This is a genomic window from Coprobacter tertius (assembly GCF_024330105.1).
GTDB classification, from domain to species: domain Bacteria; phylum Bacteroidota; class Bacteroidia; order Bacteroidales; family Coprobacteraceae; genus Coprobacter; species Coprobacter tertius.
Map to the genome: position 1 here is coordinate 235,034 of NZ_JANDHW010000002.1, position 16,202 is coordinate 251,235.

11 protein-coding genes and 1 pseudogene are annotated in these 16,202 nt (G+C 37.7%); 5 read left to right on the forward strand and 7 right to left on the reverse strand.

Annotation, left to right across the window (positions count from 1 at the left end; genetic code table 11):
- Nucleotides 1–15 precede the first annotated feature (15 nt).
- A complete protein-coding gene (locus NMU02_RS02760) occupies nt 16–2,004 on the reverse strand; it encodes a DUF3858 domain-containing protein (RefSeq protein WP_255025660.1) in 1,989 nt (662 codons plus the stop codon).
- Nucleotides 2,005–2,406: 402 nt separating this feature from the next.
- On the opposite strand from NMU02_RS02760, the gene NMU02_RS02765 reads away from it, so the two are divergent.
- From NMU02_RS02765 to NMU02_RS02785, 5 genes and pseudogenes are all read left to right on the forward strand, one after another.
- The gene (locus NMU02_RS02765; RefSeq protein ID WP_255025661.1) at nt 2,407–4,221 is read left to right on the forward strand and encodes a DUF349 domain-containing protein; all 1,815 of its coding nucleotides are present in this window, start codon (nt 2,407–2,409) and stop codon (nt 4,219–4,221) included.
- A gap of 105 nt (nt 4,222–4,326) precedes the next feature.
- Complete coding sequence (locus tag NMU02_RS02770; protein WP_255025662.1) at nt 4,327–5,721, forward strand: undecaprenyl-phosphate glucose phosphotransferase; 1,395 nt, start codon at nt 4,327–4,329, stop codon at nt 5,719–5,721.
- 28 nt (nt 5,722–5,749) lie between these two features.
- On the forward strand, nt 5,750–7,081 hold the full coding sequence (locus NMU02_RS02775; protein ID WP_255025663.1) for a UDP-glucose dehydrogenase family protein: 1,332 nt from the start codon (nt 5,750–5,752) through the stop codon (nt 7,079–7,081).
- Nucleotides 7,078–8,895, forward strand: a pseudogene (recQ, locus tag NMU02_RS02780) (DNA helicase RecQ); the annotation flags it as partial. The gene NMU02_RS02775 and the pseudogene recQ, both read left to right, overlap by 4 nt.
- Complete coding sequence (locus NMU02_RS02785; RefSeq protein ID WP_255025822.1) at nt 8,875–9,213, forward strand: helix-turn-helix domain-containing protein; 339 nt, start codon at nt 8,875–8,877, stop codon at nt 9,211–9,213. The pseudogene recQ and the gene NMU02_RS02785, both read left to right, overlap by 21 nt.
- A 4-nt stretch (nt 9,214–9,217) precedes the next feature.
- Here the strand turns inward: NMU02_RS02785 and NMU02_RS02790 are convergent, their stop codons facing one another.
- From NMU02_RS02790 to NMU02_RS02815, 6 genes are read right to left on the reverse strand one after another with little or no spacing between them, the layout of a single operon-like run.
- Nucleotides 9,218–10,738 (reverse strand): ClC family H(+)/Cl(-) exchange transporter, encoded by a 1,521-nt coding sequence (locus NMU02_RS02790; RefSeq protein WP_255025664.1) that lies wholly within the window; start codon nt 10,736–10,738, stop codon nt 9,218–9,220.
- A gap of 57 nt (nt 10,739–10,795) precedes the next feature.
- On the reverse strand, nt 10,796–11,182 hold the full coding sequence (locus NMU02_RS02795) for a YbaN family protein (RefSeq protein ID WP_255025665.1): 387 nt from the start codon (nt 11,180–11,182) through the stop codon (nt 10,796–10,798).
- Nucleotides 11,183–11,189: 7 nt separating this feature from the next.
- Nucleotides 11,190–12,158 carry a methionyl-tRNA formyltransferase gene (fmt, locus tag NMU02_RS02800; protein ID WP_494337084.1) on the reverse strand — a complete coding sequence of 323 codons (969 nt, stop codon included), beginning with the start codon at nt 12,156–12,158 and terminating at the stop codon, nt 11,190–11,192.
- A 22-nt stretch (nt 12,159–12,180) separates the two neighbouring features.
- Nucleotides 12,181–13,995, reverse strand: coding sequence for a chloride channel protein (locus NMU02_RS02805; RefSeq protein WP_255025667.1), 1,815 nt, complete (start codon nt 13,993–13,995; stop codon nt 12,181–12,183).
- Entirely contained in the window at nt 13,992–15,395 is a 1,404-nt protein-coding gene (locus tag NMU02_RS02810; protein ID WP_255025668.1) for a sugar transferase, read from the reverse strand. The genes NMU02_RS02805 and NMU02_RS02810 overlap by 4 nt, the downstream gene beginning before the upstream one ends.
- Nucleotides 15,396–15,412: 17 nt before the next feature.
- Nucleotides 15,413–15,976, reverse strand: coding sequence for an L-threonylcarbamoyladenylate synthase (locus tag NMU02_RS02815; RefSeq protein WP_255025669.1), 564 nt, complete (start codon nt 15,974–15,976; stop codon nt 15,413–15,415).
- Nucleotides 15,977–16,202: the final 226 nt, after the last annotated feature.

Genomic DNA, 16,202 nt, shown 5'->3' on the forward strand with positions numbered 1-16,202 from the left:
TATATGTGTGATTGATTAATTTATTTTTTGGAGTTCGATGTATTCTTTACATTGTTGAGTAAGTGAATTGTAAAAATCGTGTAATTCTCGATAGTTGTCTGGTAAATAGAACATTTTTTTTCTTTCGAAGGTATATCTGACTTGTATAATATCACTCCTTTGAGAAATAGAATAAATGCATTTAATAGAGCTATCGGCAGAACTTAAAAAGTAAGAAGAAGGTAATTTTTTGATGAAATAACCTTGTGGAATTTCGAGATTGACTTCTATTTCGGTTTTAGTATTATAATCGAATTCTACCGGATATGTTCTGTTTTCTTCAGAAAAAGGATTTTTTTGCATAAAATTGATAATAAACGGGCTAAACAGAATTCGATCTCCCGAAACTTCTGCTTTGGTATCAAAATCGAAAACTTCGGAATTTTGGAAAACTGTTTTATCCGGGAATTCTCCTTTATAATTCTTTATATTTACGTTATACATCCGAGAGGAGTTATCTGTTCTTTCGGTCATACTGTTCGCCTGATCGTAAAGGCGTTTAAAATTATATGCGCATTGTCCGGTAGATTGCATCGAAAATGTTCCGTTTACCTCTCCTGATGGTTTAAGTTTTGCTTCGATTCGGATAATTTGGGTATTTGGAACCAGGTCGTTCAAATCTATCTTTTCGCATTTACCATTCAGGATACGTGCATTTTCAGCTAGAAGTGACTCATCTAATACATTGAGTCCTCCGAATGGGGAACCGGCATCCATGAAAATATAAGATCCGTTCGGTTTTTTTACCGCTACGATAAATGTTGTCATACGGTCGATCGATATTAAATTATCGGGTATTCGGCCTGAAGTTCGTCGGCTGAGGATTACTGGGTAAGGTTTTAGTTTTGCAGCTTTTAAAGCGCTCATCAAAACAAAATTTAATTGTGCATTATCTCCTGTTTTATACTGAACCGTATTATTTATATTCTTAACAAAGAGCTGGTATTTTCCATTCCATTTCCATTTATCCCTTACCAAATTCAGTACGGCCAGGGCACGTTCCTCTTCGTTGGTTATTTTAAGTAGGGGTTTTATTTCTTTTTTATATGGATATTTAAGTTTGTAGTATTTACCAAAATCAGGGTGGGTATCGAGGTAATGTTCTACATCTTGCCATGTGTTGGTATAATGATGGTATGTGCCCGGTCTGAATTTAATTTCTTTAAGTTCGAATTCCAGTCTCGGCCGAAAGTCGTCGGGGCACCATACATAATCGCCGATTTTAAAAGCGGGTATATCATTTTTAGATAATTTATAGATAGTCGTATTTGTATTTGTTGGTTTATTGGATCGGTCGATTCCAAAAAGAAATGTTTTTTTTCCTGTTGATTTTGTAACAGAGGGTGTCGGATATCCTGATGCTTTTACATCATAGATGAAATATTCGGGTATTTCTGCTTTTTTTTCACAATGCAACATCGGGATGTCTTTTTGTATGTCCAGCATGGGGATATACATAAACAAATCGGAACGGAGAATATATTTATATTCGATGACACTTCCCGGTTTTACATCGGGAAAAGAAAATTTCATTTCTTTTGTTATGTCGCTGGTATGCCCGTCGTAAATATTTTCCAGTGTAAGATTTTTTTGTACGATTTTCCCATTTACCAGATTATAAGTGGCCCCCTGAAGTTCTTCGATCTTTTCTTCGACGGTTTCGTTTAATGTGCGTTTAGAGTAGTACGGAATAGTAATACTTGCATATTTAAGACCTTCGGTAGTTAATATTTTTATTTTAGCCGCATATTGCGTAACAACCTGAAAGCCTTTTATGGGATCGGCATCGTAATATACATTTGTATATTCATATATAACCGCTGCTTCCGCGCTGGTGTCTTTGGCATACGAATTCATTTTTAATTCGTCGGTAGTTACATTACCATATTTAAAACTAATATTTTGGGAATAAACGGTTATTATCACAAAAAATGTAAATAATAATACAGCACTTCTTCTTATCATATTCGATCTCATATTAATATGGTGTTATTTGTTCAGCACTTTTGTGAATCAAAGATAAATAAAAAATTAATTTCTACTACTTTTTTCATACAGAAAAGCAATGGAGTGCATGAAAATAAAATAATATTAAATTATGTATTATTTGTTGGACTTGAATAATAAAAGTAAATATTTTTACGTGTAATGTATTTCTGTTTTAAACTTTGTATATAGTTATAAAATATTGAAATTTATTTGATTATATATGACTGCTAAAAAAAAATTGAAATGTATGTAATTATATTTAGTTTATTATAAATTGCAGGAATGAAAAAAAATGACGTTTTAATATGAATTGCCGAAATATTTTTTTTATTTTGTCATATAATTAAAAAGCGATGGCTTTTCTTTAAAATGACGATTATGAATGACTCCCAAGAAACTCTTTTATCACCTGTTAATGGAGGAGAAGAGCAGAACAATGAAAAAAATTCGGTTTCTCAGGCGGAACCGAATGGTAAAAGCGAAGTAAAGTTAACTCGGCAAGACATTATCGAAAAGATAAGGTCGTTGGTTGATATGCCCGTTGAAGGGGTAAAGGATGAGATAGATCTGCTGAAACAGAGTTATTATAAAATACGTAAAGCAGAGATGGAGGTTGCGAGAAAACTTTATGAAACCGATCATCCTGAAGCTCCCGAGACTTTTGTGGCAGAACCCGATCAGACCGAGGAAGAATTGAAAGAGTTGTTGAATATTTTTAAAGAAAAAAAGACTGCTTTTGCGGAAGAACAAGAGAAAATAAAAAATGTAAATCTGGCCAGAAAGAAAGAGATACTGGAAGAAATTAAGAGCATGTCTGAAGACTCAGATAATATAAATAAACATTATGCCGATTTCCAACAGCTACAGCAAGCTTTTAAAGAAATAACCAATATACCGGCCGGAGAAATAAACGAGTTATGGAAGACTTACCAATTGTATGTAGAACGTTTCTATGACTTGTTAAAGATTAATAAAGAATTAAGAGATTACGATTTCAAGAAAAATCTCGATCAGAAAGTTGCTTTATGTGAGGCTGCCGAGGCATTGGCTGACAAAGAGGATGTAATTGAGGCATTTAAGGCATTACAGGCTTTGCATGACGAATGGAAGGGAATAGGCCCGGTTGCTAAAGAATTGCGGGAAGAGCTTTGGAATCGGTTTAAAGCGGCCTCGACAGTTGTGAATAAACGGCATCAACAACACTTTGAGCATCTTAAGGAAAACGAGCAGAAAAACGAACAGGCGAAGATCGAACTTTGTGCCGAAATAGAAGCGATCGATTTGTCTGAACTGAAGTCGTTTAGTGCCTGGGATGAAAAAACAAAACAGATCATCGCTTTGCAAGAACAGTGGAAAAGTATTGGTTTTGCTTCTCGCAAGACAAATAATTTGCTGTTTGAGCGCTTTAGAAAAAGTTGTGATGAGTTTTTCAAAAGAAAAGCCGAATATTTTAAAGAGGTAAAAGACGAGATGGCTCGGAACCTCGAGAAAAAGAAAGCTTTATGTGAAAAAGCGGAAGCTCTTAAAGACAGCACCGACTGGAAGGCTACTACCGATGCTCTTATAGCGATACAGAAAGAGTGGAAGACAATAGGTCCTGTTGCAAAAAAATATTCCGATGCAGTTTGGAAACGCTTTATCGGTGCCTGTGATTATTTCTTCGAACAAAAAGGGAAACAAACCTCTTCGGTTAAACAGACCGAATTAGAAAATCTGGCTCTTAAAAAAGATGTTATCGCTAAACTGGATGCTATCGATGAAAATATGGAGTCTTCTGAGGCTGTATCAAAAGTAAGGGAACTGATGAGTGAATGGAATAAAATAGGACATGTGCCTTTTAAAGAAAAAGACAAAATTTATAAAGAATATCAGATATCCCTCGATAAACATTTCGAACGGTTGAATATGCAAGAAAATAAAAAACGACTTTCTTCGTTTACTTTTACAGTTCAACAAATGGCGACATCAGATCAGGCTCAAAATAAATTATACCGTGAACGAGAAAAACTGATGCGTACTTATGATCATCTTAAGAACGAGTTGCAGACTTATGAAAATAACATGGGATTCTTGAATATCTCATCGAAGAGCGGTAGTGGCATGCTGAAAGAAATGGAGAGAAAAATGCAGAAACTTAAAGAAGAAATGCAATTGCTGGTGAAGAAGATCGAAACGATTGACGAAAATTTGTAAAATTGAAATAATGCTTTTCCGGCTCACGATGATTCCATTTAGGGGTTATTGTGGGCCGGTTCTTGCCATATAACAAGGATAAGGATAGTTAATTAACAGAAGCAAATGAAGAACAAAAATAACGGACGGTACGGATATCTTTTGCAGACGATAATCGTAATAGTCGATTTTCTGTGTCTTAATCTGGCTTTTTTTCTTGTATATCTGTTTTCAGATGCAAATGAAGGCTTTGTCATACACGGGAAAATAGTATGGCTGTTACTTAACTTTTCTTATGTGCCGGTAGCGTTTGTTTTCAGTCATTTTCATAATGAACGTATAATTTATGCCGATCGTGTATTTATAAAGGCTTTGATGTCTATTGGACTTCACGCACTTATATTCGGTATTCTTATTTTGTTTTTACAGGTAGAAGATGTTTCGAATAAAACGATTCTGTTGTATTTCTTTATTTTCTTTGTTCTGTTAAGTTTTTGGTGGGTGACTTCTCGGTTGTTATTGAAGAGAATACGCCGAAAAGGAATGAATTTCAGACGTATAATTATTGTCGGAGCCGGAAAGACAGGTCAACTTCTTTATAAAAATCTTCAATCTGATGCCGGGTACGGGTATAAATTTATGGGATTTTTCGATGATAATATCAGTTTAAACGGTAAGATACCTTTGTATCGGGGAACGACGGATAAAGTGGAAGAGTTTGCATTAGCAGAACATATTGATGAAATATATTGTGCTTTACCGGGATCGCAAGATGAAAAAATATTGAGGCTTATCAGGTTTACCGAACTAAATATGATACGATTTTATATAATTCCCGAAATAAATAGGTATGTATTTAAAAGGATGCATTATCATATGTTGGGGGATGTTCCGGTGTTGACCTTACGAGACGAGCCGTTGGAAAACCCTTTTTCTCGATTTTTCAAACGCTCTTTCGATATAATTTTTTCACTGATCGTTCTTTTATTTTCTCCTTTTTGGTTGTTACCGGCTGCTATTGCAGTGAAACTTTCTTCTCCGGGGCCTGTATTTTTCGTGCAAAGGCGTACCGGTTATAAAGGTCGGGAATTTAATTGTTATAAATTCCGTACGATGAGGGTAAACAATGACGCAGACCATAAACAAGCTACGCGTAACGATCCTCGGAAAACTAAAATCGGGGAGTTTTTTAGAAAAACGAATATTGATGAGTTACCCCAATTTATAAATGTTTTACGGGGTGATATGTCGGTTGTAGGACCCAGACCTCATATGCTTCGTCACACAGCCGATTATTCGAAAGTAGTGGATAAATATATGGTTCGTCATTTTGTGCGTCCGGGTTTGACCGGGTGGGCACAAGTAAACGGTTTGAGGGGAGAGACCAAAGCGCTTTGGCAAATGGAACGACGTGTTGAATTTGATGTATGGTATATCGAAAACTGGAATTTCTGGCTCGATATAAAAATTATTTTCAAAACGATTGTGAATGCCCTCAGAGGAGAAAAGAATGCATTTTAATGGTGTCAGGAGTAAATATAAGTTGGATATGAAAACAGCGATTGTTGGTACAGGTTACGTAGGACTGGTAACCGGGACGTGTTTTGCGGAAATGGGATTGAACGTTGTATGTGTTGATATCGATAAAAACAAAATCGATAAGTTAAAAGACGGTATTATTCCTATTTATGAACCGGGGCTTGAGGAATTGGTGAAAAAAAATTATAGTGATGGCCGGTTGAGTTTTACGACAGATCTTGCAAGCTGTATTAATGATGTGGACATTATTTTCAGTGCGGTGGGGACTCCCCCAGATGAAGACGGAAGTGCTGACTTGAAATATGTACTTGATGTGGCTCGAACAATCGGTAAAAATATGACACGGTATGTTTTAGTTGTAACGAAAAGTACTGTTCCCGTAGGTACAGCAGCACTCGTACGCTCGACCATCCAAAAAGAGCTCGATAAAAGGGGACTCGAAATAGAATTCGATGTAGCTTCTAATCCCGAATTTCTGAAAGAAGGAAATGCTGTAAATGACTTTATGCATCCCGATCGGGTGGTTGTTGGTGTCGAGTCTGAAAAAGCAAAAAAATTACTTTCGAAATTATATAAACCGTTCATGATAAATAATTTTCGTATTATTTTTATGGATGTGCCTTCAGCAGAAATGACGAAATATGCTGCTAATGCAATGTTGGCTACTCGTATAAGTTTTATGAATAATATTGCCAGCCTTTGTGAAGCCGTTGGGGCTGATATAAATATGGTGCGTGCCGGAATCGGTAGTGATACGAGAATCGGAAAAAGTTTTCTTTATGCCGGTTGCGGATATGGGGGATCGTGCTTTCCTAAAGATGTAAAAGCGTTGATAAAAACGGCGTCGGAACATCATGTCGATCTCGAGATTCTTAAAGCAGTGGAAAAAGTAAATGCCGAACAGAAGAAAATATTATTTAGAAAATTATCCGATTATTATCATGGAGATCTGGCTGGGAAAACTGTTGGTGTGTGGGGGCTTTCTTTTAAACCCGAAACCGATGATATGAGAGAGGCTCCGTCCCTTGTCCTCATTCATTCGTTATTACAGGCAGGATGCAAGGTAAAGGCTTATGATCCGATAGCGATGAACGAAGCTCATCGTATTTTAGGTAATCATGAAGCGATTGTTTTTACTGATGATATGTATGATGCGGTTCTCGATTCCGATGCATTGTTGTTGGTAACCGAATGGAAACAATTCCGTTTGCCTTCCTGGTCGGTTATGAAGAAATTAATGAGAACTCCTTATATTCTCGATGGACGTAATATTTATGATGCCGACGAATTGACGCAGATGGGTTTTGTGTATGAATGTATTGGACGTGCTTATAACCGATGAATGATTTGATAGCCCAGGCATACACATTGCTTAAAAAGTATTTTGGGTACGATACTTTCAGGCTATTGCAACTCGATGTAATAAAAGCTATATTACAAGGAAAAGATTGTCTGGTACTTATGCCTACTGGTGGCGGTAAGTCTGTTTGTTTTCAGATACCGGCATTGGTGAAAGACGGAACAGCGATAGTTGTTTCTCCTTTACTGTCTTTGATGAAAGATCAGGTGGACGCATTAGTTTCGAATGGAATTCCTGCAGCAGCTCTTAATAGTTCGCAGAGTGAAGGAGAAAATCTGAATATAAAAACTCAGGCTCGTAGCGGGAAATTACGCCTTTTGTATATTTCTCCAGAACGTTTATTGCTTGAGTTGGATACTCTTATTTCATTTCTTGATGTTTCGTTGATTGCTATCGATGAAGCGCATTGTATTTCGCAATGGGGGCATGATTTCCGGCCTGAGTATAACCGCCTTTCTGTTTTGAAAGATAAATTCCCTCAAATACCGGTGGTTGCTCTTACTGCGACAGCTGATAAGCTTACTCGCAGCGATATTGTTACACAATTGAATTTACATGATCCCGAAATTTTTATTTCATCGTTCGACAGACCTAATCTTAGTCTGAATGTAATTGCCGGATTCAATAAGAAACAAAAGCTTACGGCAATATACCGCTTTATCGAGAAACATCGGGGGCAGAGTGGTATAATTTATTGTCTTAGCCGTAAAAATGCCGAGATGATTTCGTCCGAGTTGAACGGGTATGGCATACGTTCTTCGGTTTATCATGCTGGTTTATCGAATCGGGAAAGAGAAAAAGCCCAGTATGATTTTCTTACCGATAACGTGCAGGTAGTATGTGCAACGATTGCTTTCGGGATGGGAATAGATAAATCGAATGTGCGTTGGGTAATACATTATAATTTGCCTAAAAGTATCGAATGTTATTATCAGGAGATCGGAAGGGCCGGTCGTGACGGTTTGCCGGGAGATACATTGCTATTTTATACGTTGGGAGACATGGTCATGTTATCGAAGTTTGCCGGAGATAGTGGCCAGAAAGGGCTGAATATGGAAAAATTGAGGCGTATGCAAGAATATGCAGAATCTCCTGTTTGCCGTCGCCGTATATTACTGAATTATTTTGGGGAAGTCAGAGAACATGATTGTGGAAATTGTGATATATGTAAAAATCCGCCTCAGCGTTTCGATGCTTCCGTATTGGTACAAAAGGCATTGAGCGCATGTATACGTACCGATGAATCCATATCGATGCAAACATTGATCGATATATTGCGCGGATCTCACCGCAATGAAATAATTGAAAATGGATATGATCGTATAAAAACTTTCGGAGTTGGTTCCGATCTTTCTTTTTACCAGTGGCAGGGTTATTTGTTGCAGATGATGCAACTCGGATATTTCGAATTGCTTTATAACGAAGGTAACCGGTTAAAAGTAACTTCTACCGGATGGAAAGTGCTGCGGGGGGAATTATCGGCAATGCTCACGTTCGTAAAAAATGATATTCCGGTTAAAGGGAATAATGTTAAGAAAACAGCCGCTGTCGATCCGAAAGCAGAATTGAGCGAGGAAGAGCGACTGTTCGAATCGTTGCGCTTGCTTCGTGCCCGTATTGCGGCAGAGGAGGAGAAACCGGCTTATATTATATTTACCGATAAGGTTTTACAGGAAATGGTTACCTGTAAACCGGTGACTTTATATGATTTTGCAAAGATCAACGGGGTGGGTTTGGCCAAAGTGAGTAAATACGGGAAAATATTTGTAGATCTGATACGAAAAGAACTAAAAGTAAAAAAATCTCCCGGTGATTCGTATACCGAAACACTATTACTACTGATGCAGGATATGGGTATAGATGAGATTTGTCGTCTCCGGGGGCTGAAACCGGTTACTGTATATAGCCATATTTCTCAATTGATAAGGGAGCGAAAATATAACGATTGGTCACGATTTATTTCAGTTTATGAAATTGAAGCTGTAGCGAAAGTAACTGCTGCTGGAGGAAATATGGAAAATCCCGAACTAAAACCTATTTTTGAAGCTCTCGGTGAAAAGATCAATTATGGAAAGATACGTTTGGCTCTGGCTGTTTTATCTTTGAATAGGTAAAAATCTATTCATTTGCCATGCTTCTGAAAGATCGGAATAGTTTTTCGAGATCACGGGAATACAGTGAAATGTTTATCTGATCTCCTGGTTTTAAAATCGTATCGTTTGTCGATATAGACTTTTGGTTTCGTATAATTTTCTCAATATGACATCCTTCAGGAAATATAATTTCGGTTATTCTTTTACCCTCCATATAAGAGTCGGTGTTGATTTCAAAAGGGATAGTCAGTCTGGCTTTTGACCGGGAAAGGTCTTTCGGTAATAATTTTTGGTATAGCTGATCGTAGATGGCTTTTACCCCTGCTATATCGCTGATGAAGTAGGTTAGACCTACGACAATGGTCATGGGAACGAGTAGTTCGAATTTATGGGTCATTTCCAGTAAAAGGATGATTCCGGTAATTGGAGAACGTACAACGGCAGCGAAAGCCGCAGCCATACCTATGGCCATAAAGAACCCGAAATGTTCCGGAGACATCCATCCCATATCCACCAGAATCAAACTGAACATTTTTCCGGTAAGACCTCCGATCACAAGCAGGGGAAGAAAAATACCTCCGGGAAATCCGGTTGCATAACATATGGTCGTAAATAAAAGTTTTATTGCTATAATTCCACAGAGAAATAATATGCCTGTGTAGACAGTCGTGCCGGCTTGGTGAATGAGAAATTGTTCTCCACCGGCGATCAAGTCGATGAAAAAATATCCGAGGATATAGGTCATGATAATGACCGAAAGTATTTTTAAATACACGGGTATTGTTATTTCCTGGTATTTTTTCTGAAAATATAAAAGAAAAAAATTGAATCCTTTACCTACTATAGTTAAGACTACCGAGAAAGCGATAAAAGAGAGAATAAGTGCCGGTAAGCTTAATTCTGAAGGATAGGCTGCATCGATGGGGGCGTAAATATTTCCCGGAAATGCCCACTGAGCCATAGTCCCCGATATGATAGAAGCCAGCAAAGAGGTGATAATGATTTTAATTGAATCGAATTTTTCCATCTCTTCGACTACGAATATCGATGAGGCTAAAGGAGCTATAAATGCAGCAGAAAGGCCTGCACTTGCGCCTCCGGTATATAAATATCGTTGTTCGGAGATGGAAGCCCGACTCCATTTACCGATTAGTCGAGCGACAAAAGCACCCATTTGTACTGAAGGTCCTTCTCTTCCGAGAGAAAATCCCATTCCGATACCGGTTACACCGCCGATGAATTTCGATACGAGTTCTTTAAACGGATGGTTAAAATGAAAACGTCCGAATATCGCTCCTTCTACCTGGGGTATACCGCTGCCAGAGATGATTTTGAAATTTTTTACCAGAAAATAGATTCCTATTCCGGCAGCCCACATCGTAAGGATAATCAGTAAATGAAACCACCACGGTTCTCCATGGGAATATAAGATTTCACGCAGAGATGAGGCTTTTTCCAGTAAATAGCGATAGGGTACGGTAACGATTCCCGTACCGACTCCAACCAGGATACATAGTAAATATAATTTTATATTTTTCGATTCCACTTCGACTTTGTTTCAATCGATAACACGACAGGGTGAAATGATGTTCATTATGAGTGATTAATTGTTGTTTTTTCTGAGTGTTTTATAAGAAAGAATATGCCATGTGACACAGATTGCCGTGATTATTAAAAAAAAAGCGATATAAATATTGCCGATTAAGTAAATCGATAATGATATTGTCAGCCAAAGGGTGGATAGGGATATTATCTTGACTTTTATCGGTAGAGCTTTATATTCTCTGTAGTTACGTATACATTTCCCAAAAACAGGTATCTCCATAACTTTACGATAAAGTCTGGGTGAACTTTTAGTATATAAATAGGCTGTAAGGAGCCAAAACGGAGTCGTAGGAAGTACCGGAAGGAATAAGCCGATCATTCCTAATACCAGACATATCGAACCGACACTTATATATAGTATTTTACGGAGGAGACCGGTCTCCATGATAAATTTATTTGAAATATGATTTTTCTGTTAAAGTAAATCCTCTTAATAGGTCTTCTGTCGGCATTTTCTTTTTACCGGCTAATTGGAGTACTTTAGGCCTCAGAAAGCCATCGGAACAGGCTATATCGATATATTTCCGATTATCGGTTACGATTGTTCCCATTTTTAGATTATGGTTTTTTCTTATCGGTTCCGATTCGTATATTTTTACGAGATATGGATTTTCCTCAGAAAGATACAGTTCACTCCATGCTGCAGGATACGGAGACATTCCTCGTACCAGATTATGTATGCACTCGATAGGTTGAGACCAGTCGATACGACAAGTTTCTTTGAAAATTTTGGGTGCCGGTTTTAATATATCAGCAGGCAATATTTCTTCTTGCGCAATAGTATCGTAGTTTCCGGAGAGTATATAATCTACTGTTTTTGTGACCATTTGGGCTCCCATTATCATGAGCTTATCATGTACGGTTCCTGCATTGTCTTCGTCGAGAATAGGTATTCGTTGTTGAAGAATGATGCGACCGGTATCGATTTCGTGGGTCAGGAAAAAAGTGGTTGCTCCGGTCTCTTTTTCACCATTTATAACGGCCCAATTAATTGGGGCTGCTCCTCGGTATTGAGGCAATAATGATGCATGCAGATTGAATGTGCCCAAACGAGGCATATTCCAAACTATTTCCGGCAACATTCTAAAAGCTACGACAATTTGTAAATCGGCTTTCCAGTCTCGTAATTCGGTTATAAAATTTTCATCTTTGAGTTTTTCAGGTTGAAGTAGAGGTAATCCCTGAGACAATGCGTATTCTTTTACAGGAGAGAATTGTATTTTGTGTCCTCTACCGGCTGGTTTATCGGGCATTGTGATAACACCTACAACATTATATCCTCCTTCCACAAGATGTTTTAGGCTCTCGACAGCAAAATCGGGAGTTCCCATATATACGATCCGTAGATTTTTTTTATCAATTGGTTGAGCCATATCCTAATTTTTAGTCTTGAGAAAAGTGTACTAATACACGACGGTATGAATTAAATATTTTCGATTTCGAAACAAATCCTACATATTTGCCGTCTTCTTCAACAACGGGTAGATTCCAGGCGTTGGTATCGTCAAATATTTTCATTACTTTTTCCATGGGCATTCCCACAACGATTTTGGCCGGCGGGCTTACCATAAAACGACGCACATAAAACCGGTTGTATAATTCTGGACGGAACATGATATTGCGAATGTCATCTAATAATACAATCCCTAATAGTATATTGTTCGAGTCGATTACAGGGAAAATATTTCGATGTGCGTTGGAAATGATTTTTACCATATCTCCAAGATTCATATCGGGACGTACAGATAGAAAATCTTTTTCGATAACACTATCCATTTTCAGAAGTGTAAGCACGGCTTTATCTTTATGATGAGTAAGGAGTTCTCCCTTTTTGGCCAAACGCATCGTATAGATACTGTACGGTTCAAATATTTTTATTGTACCGAATGCTACGGTAGAGGTAATCATAAGGGGTAAAAACAAACTGAATCCTCCTGTTAGTTCAGCCGTAAGGAAGATTCCCATCAAAGGGGCGTGCATAACTCCCGACATTACTCCGGCCATACCCATAAGGGCAAAATTCTTTTCGGAAAGAGGAATTGAATATCCGAAATGGTTAAGTGTAAATGCAAATAAAAATCCTGACATACACCCCAGATAAAGACTGGGAGCGAATGTTCCGCCGACTCCACCCCCGCCATTGGTTGCAGCTGTTGCGAATACTTTAAGGAGAACGATGAGTCCGAGATTCAGAAAAAGTATCCAGAAATTATCCTTTAAAGGATAAAAAATACTCCCATCGGTAATGCTTTGTACGTTCCCCCCCAGAAGTTTTATGATAGAATCATAACCTTCACCGTAAAGGGGAGGTAAAAGAAAGATCGTGAGACTTAAAATAACTGCTCCGAAACCAAATTTGAGCCAAGGTTTACTGAGTTTTCTAAAAATATCTTCGAGCCAATTGATAATACGCGTAAAATAGAGGGAGATAAATCCGCAGAATATACCGAGTAATATGACATAAGGTATTCTTTCAGCTATGAAAGGTTCGGTTTGTACAAAACTGAATTGTGCGGTAGGTCCCATAAAAATATAGGTTACAACAGCTGCCGTCGTTGATGAAATCAGTAAAGGCATTACTGATGTCGTAGTAAGGTCTATCATCAGTACCTCGAGTGTAAACAGTAATCCCGCAATCGGAGCTTTAAATATTCCTGCAATACCGGCAGCAGCACCACAGCCGACCATGAGCATTAGTACCCGTTGGTCGAGTCTGAATAGCCGCCCGATATTCGAACCTATTGCCGCTCCCGTATATACGACAGGCGCTTCTGCTCCAACCGATCCCCCGAAACCGATCGTAATCGAACTGGCTACAACCGAAGTGTACATATTGTGAGGTTTTAACCGGCTTTTACGTTGTGAAATTGCGTATAGGATGCGGGTTACACCATGACTTATATCGTCTTTTACAACATAACGTACATACATTCCCGAGAGTAAAATTCCTATTATGGGATATACCAGATATAAGTAGTTGGCGCCATCGATAGTGAAATGTTCGGTTAACAGGTTTTGTATAAAATGTATCAGGTATTTTAGTATTAATGCGGCGAACGCTGCGAACATACCTACGAGAAAACTAAGAATAAGAATAAAATTCTTTTCTTTGATATTTTTTTCTCTCCAGATCAGTATTTTCAGGAACCAATCTTTTTCTTTTCCTATTTCTTCTTTTGCTTCTAAATTATCTATCATAAACCCTTGCCGGTAAAAACCGTTTTAATTGTGTAAATAATAATTTTCAGATCGACTAGTAGAGACATGTTTTCAAGGTAAAGAATTTCGTATTTCAGGCGTTTTATCATTTCATCTATATTACGGGCATACCCATATTTAACCATTCCCCAGGATGTAATTCCTGGTCTTATTTGATGAAGCAGGGAATAGTGAGGTGCTTTTTTGATGATTTGGTCTATATAATATTCTCGTTCGGGACGTGGCCCTACGATCGACATATCTCCTTTGAGTACGTTCCAAAATTGCGGTAATTCATCGAGCCTGTATTTTCTCATAATACGGCCGAAAGAAGTTATTCTCGTATCGTTTTCTTTGGATAAGGAAGGTCCGTTTTTTTCGGCATCATTTACCATTGTGCGGAATTTGTATAAAGTAAATTCCTTACGCCGGAAACCGATTCTTTTTTGCCGGTAAATGACCGGTCCTTTTCCTCCGCATTTAATTCGAATAGCAAGGAAAAGATATACAGGAGATAATATAATCAGTGCCAGAGAGGAACCTATAATGTCGAAAAATCTTTTTAAATTTTTCTCACATTCCGACAAAGAACATTTGCTGATATCGATTAATGGAGTACCGTATATATTAGATAGTTTTATATGGGAGGTAAGCATTTCGAATTCGTTGATTTGTAATCTTATCGGTAGGTTTAGTGGGTAAAGTCGATTAATGACTTTGTGAAGGGTCGATCGGTTGTGCCGGTCGAGTGAAATAATAAGTTCTTCGATATTGAATTGTTTTACCGAAGTCTCGATATCGGAAATCGAATAAACCGGAAAATTTGGAAGTAAAGGATTAACTTCTTCTTTTTCATCGTCGGTTTTTATAAAACCTTGTATATTATATCCTAACGACCTATCTTTTTTTGTCAGTTCACGGTATAAATTTGCGGCATGGTTTCCTGTTCCTATGATAAGTGTATTGAATCCCCAGTATCCGTCATGTATTTTTTTCGTCGCATGATAAGTAATAACGGCTCTTACGGCATATACGCAACAAAACATAATAAGAAACATGACCCCCAGCATAGCGTAACTATTGAGCGGTATGCGTTGTATATCGTTGATAATGGCGATAAAGAATAAAAGGAACACACCTGTCATAACCGAAAAAAAGGTCGAGAAAAATTCGCTAAGGCGCGATTTCAGGTAAGGCTGATTATAATACCCGGATAAAATGAACAGAAAAATAAACAGCAAAGGAAAAAGTATTTGTCCCTCGATAATGCGAGGAAATGCCAAATAAGATTTGAGTGAACCTAAGAATTCATAAGTTTCTACTGTATAATAACGATACAGATTATATAAAAACCAAGCTACATTAGCCGATATGAAATCGCCAATGATGTACTTTATCATCTGTCTCGTTTTTCTCATCAGGGTCTGAGGATTTGTATTAGTCCGCCTTTACCTAATTTTATTACGCTTGACGGGGCCGGTGTAGAAAAATCTTCTTGCCGATATGAAACAATATAATCGACCGCTTTTTTTATTTCGTCAGAAATTTCTCCGAAATTAACCGGTGATTTTTCGCCGCTTATATTAGCTGATGTCGAAACGATCGCTTTTCTGAAACGATCACAAAGTTTTTTCGAGAAATTTTCTTTTGTAATGCGTATACCTACACTACCGTCTTCTGCTAAAAGGTTTTCAGCCAGGTTGCGTCCTTTATCGTAAACGATGGTAAGCGGCTTTTCTGAAAGTTCGATAAGTTGCCAAGCAATTTCAGGAACATCTTCAACATAAAATTCTACTTTACTTTCTTTATCGACGAGTATGATAAGCGCTTTGCTATCGGTCCTTTTTTTAATTTCATACACCCGTTTTACCGCATCCGGGTTGGTCGCATCGCAGCCGATACCCCAAATCGTATCGGTAGGATATAAAATTATCCCCCCTTTTTGCATGATTTCACAGGCTTTTTTTATATCTTCTTCCATAACGTTTTTACGGATTTCTTGTGTGTAACCTTTCTCAGGGTACATATTTATTAATCGGTGAACTTACAAAGATAAATACACTGTCTGAATTAAAAAATAAAAATGTATATTTTTACGTATATGTTTTATATTTATATCCAGGCTGTTTAGGTGTACGTTTTGATAAGGTACACCTTAACGGTACGGGATAAAAGATATTTTTCTATATTGTTTTTTCGTTAGGAAG

Coding starts and splice junctions, on each gene's coding strand:
- NMU02_RS02760 (WP_255025660.1), bottom strand. CDS start 2,004: ATGATAAGAAGAAGTGCTGTATTATTATTTACATTTTTTGTGATAATA.
- NMU02_RS02765 (WP_255025661.1), top strand. CDS start 2,407: ATGAATGACTCCCAAGAAACTCTTTTATCACCTGTTAATGGAGGAGAA.
- NMU02_RS02770 (WP_255025662.1), top strand. CDS start 4,327: ATGAAGAACAAAAATAACGGACGGTACGGATATCTTTTGCAGACGATA.
- NMU02_RS02775 (WP_255025663.1), top strand. CDS start 5,750: ATGAAAACAGCGATTGTTGGTACAGGTTACGTAGGACTGGTAACCGGG.
- NMU02_RS02795 (WP_255025665.1), bottom strand. CDS start 11,182: ATGGAGACCGGTCTCCTCCGTAAAATACTATATATAAGTGTCGGTTCG.
- NMU02_RS02805 (WP_255025667.1), bottom strand. CDS start 13,995: ATGATAGATAATTTAGAAGCAAAAGAAGAAATAGGAAAAGAAAAAGAT.
- NMU02_RS02810 (WP_255025668.1), bottom strand. CDS start 15,395: ATGATAAAGTACATCATTGGCGATTTCATATCGGCTAATGTAGCTTGG.
- NMU02_RS02815 (WP_255025669.1), bottom strand. CDS start 15,976: ATGGAAGAAGATATAAAAAAAGCCTGTGAAATCATGCAAAAAGGGGGG.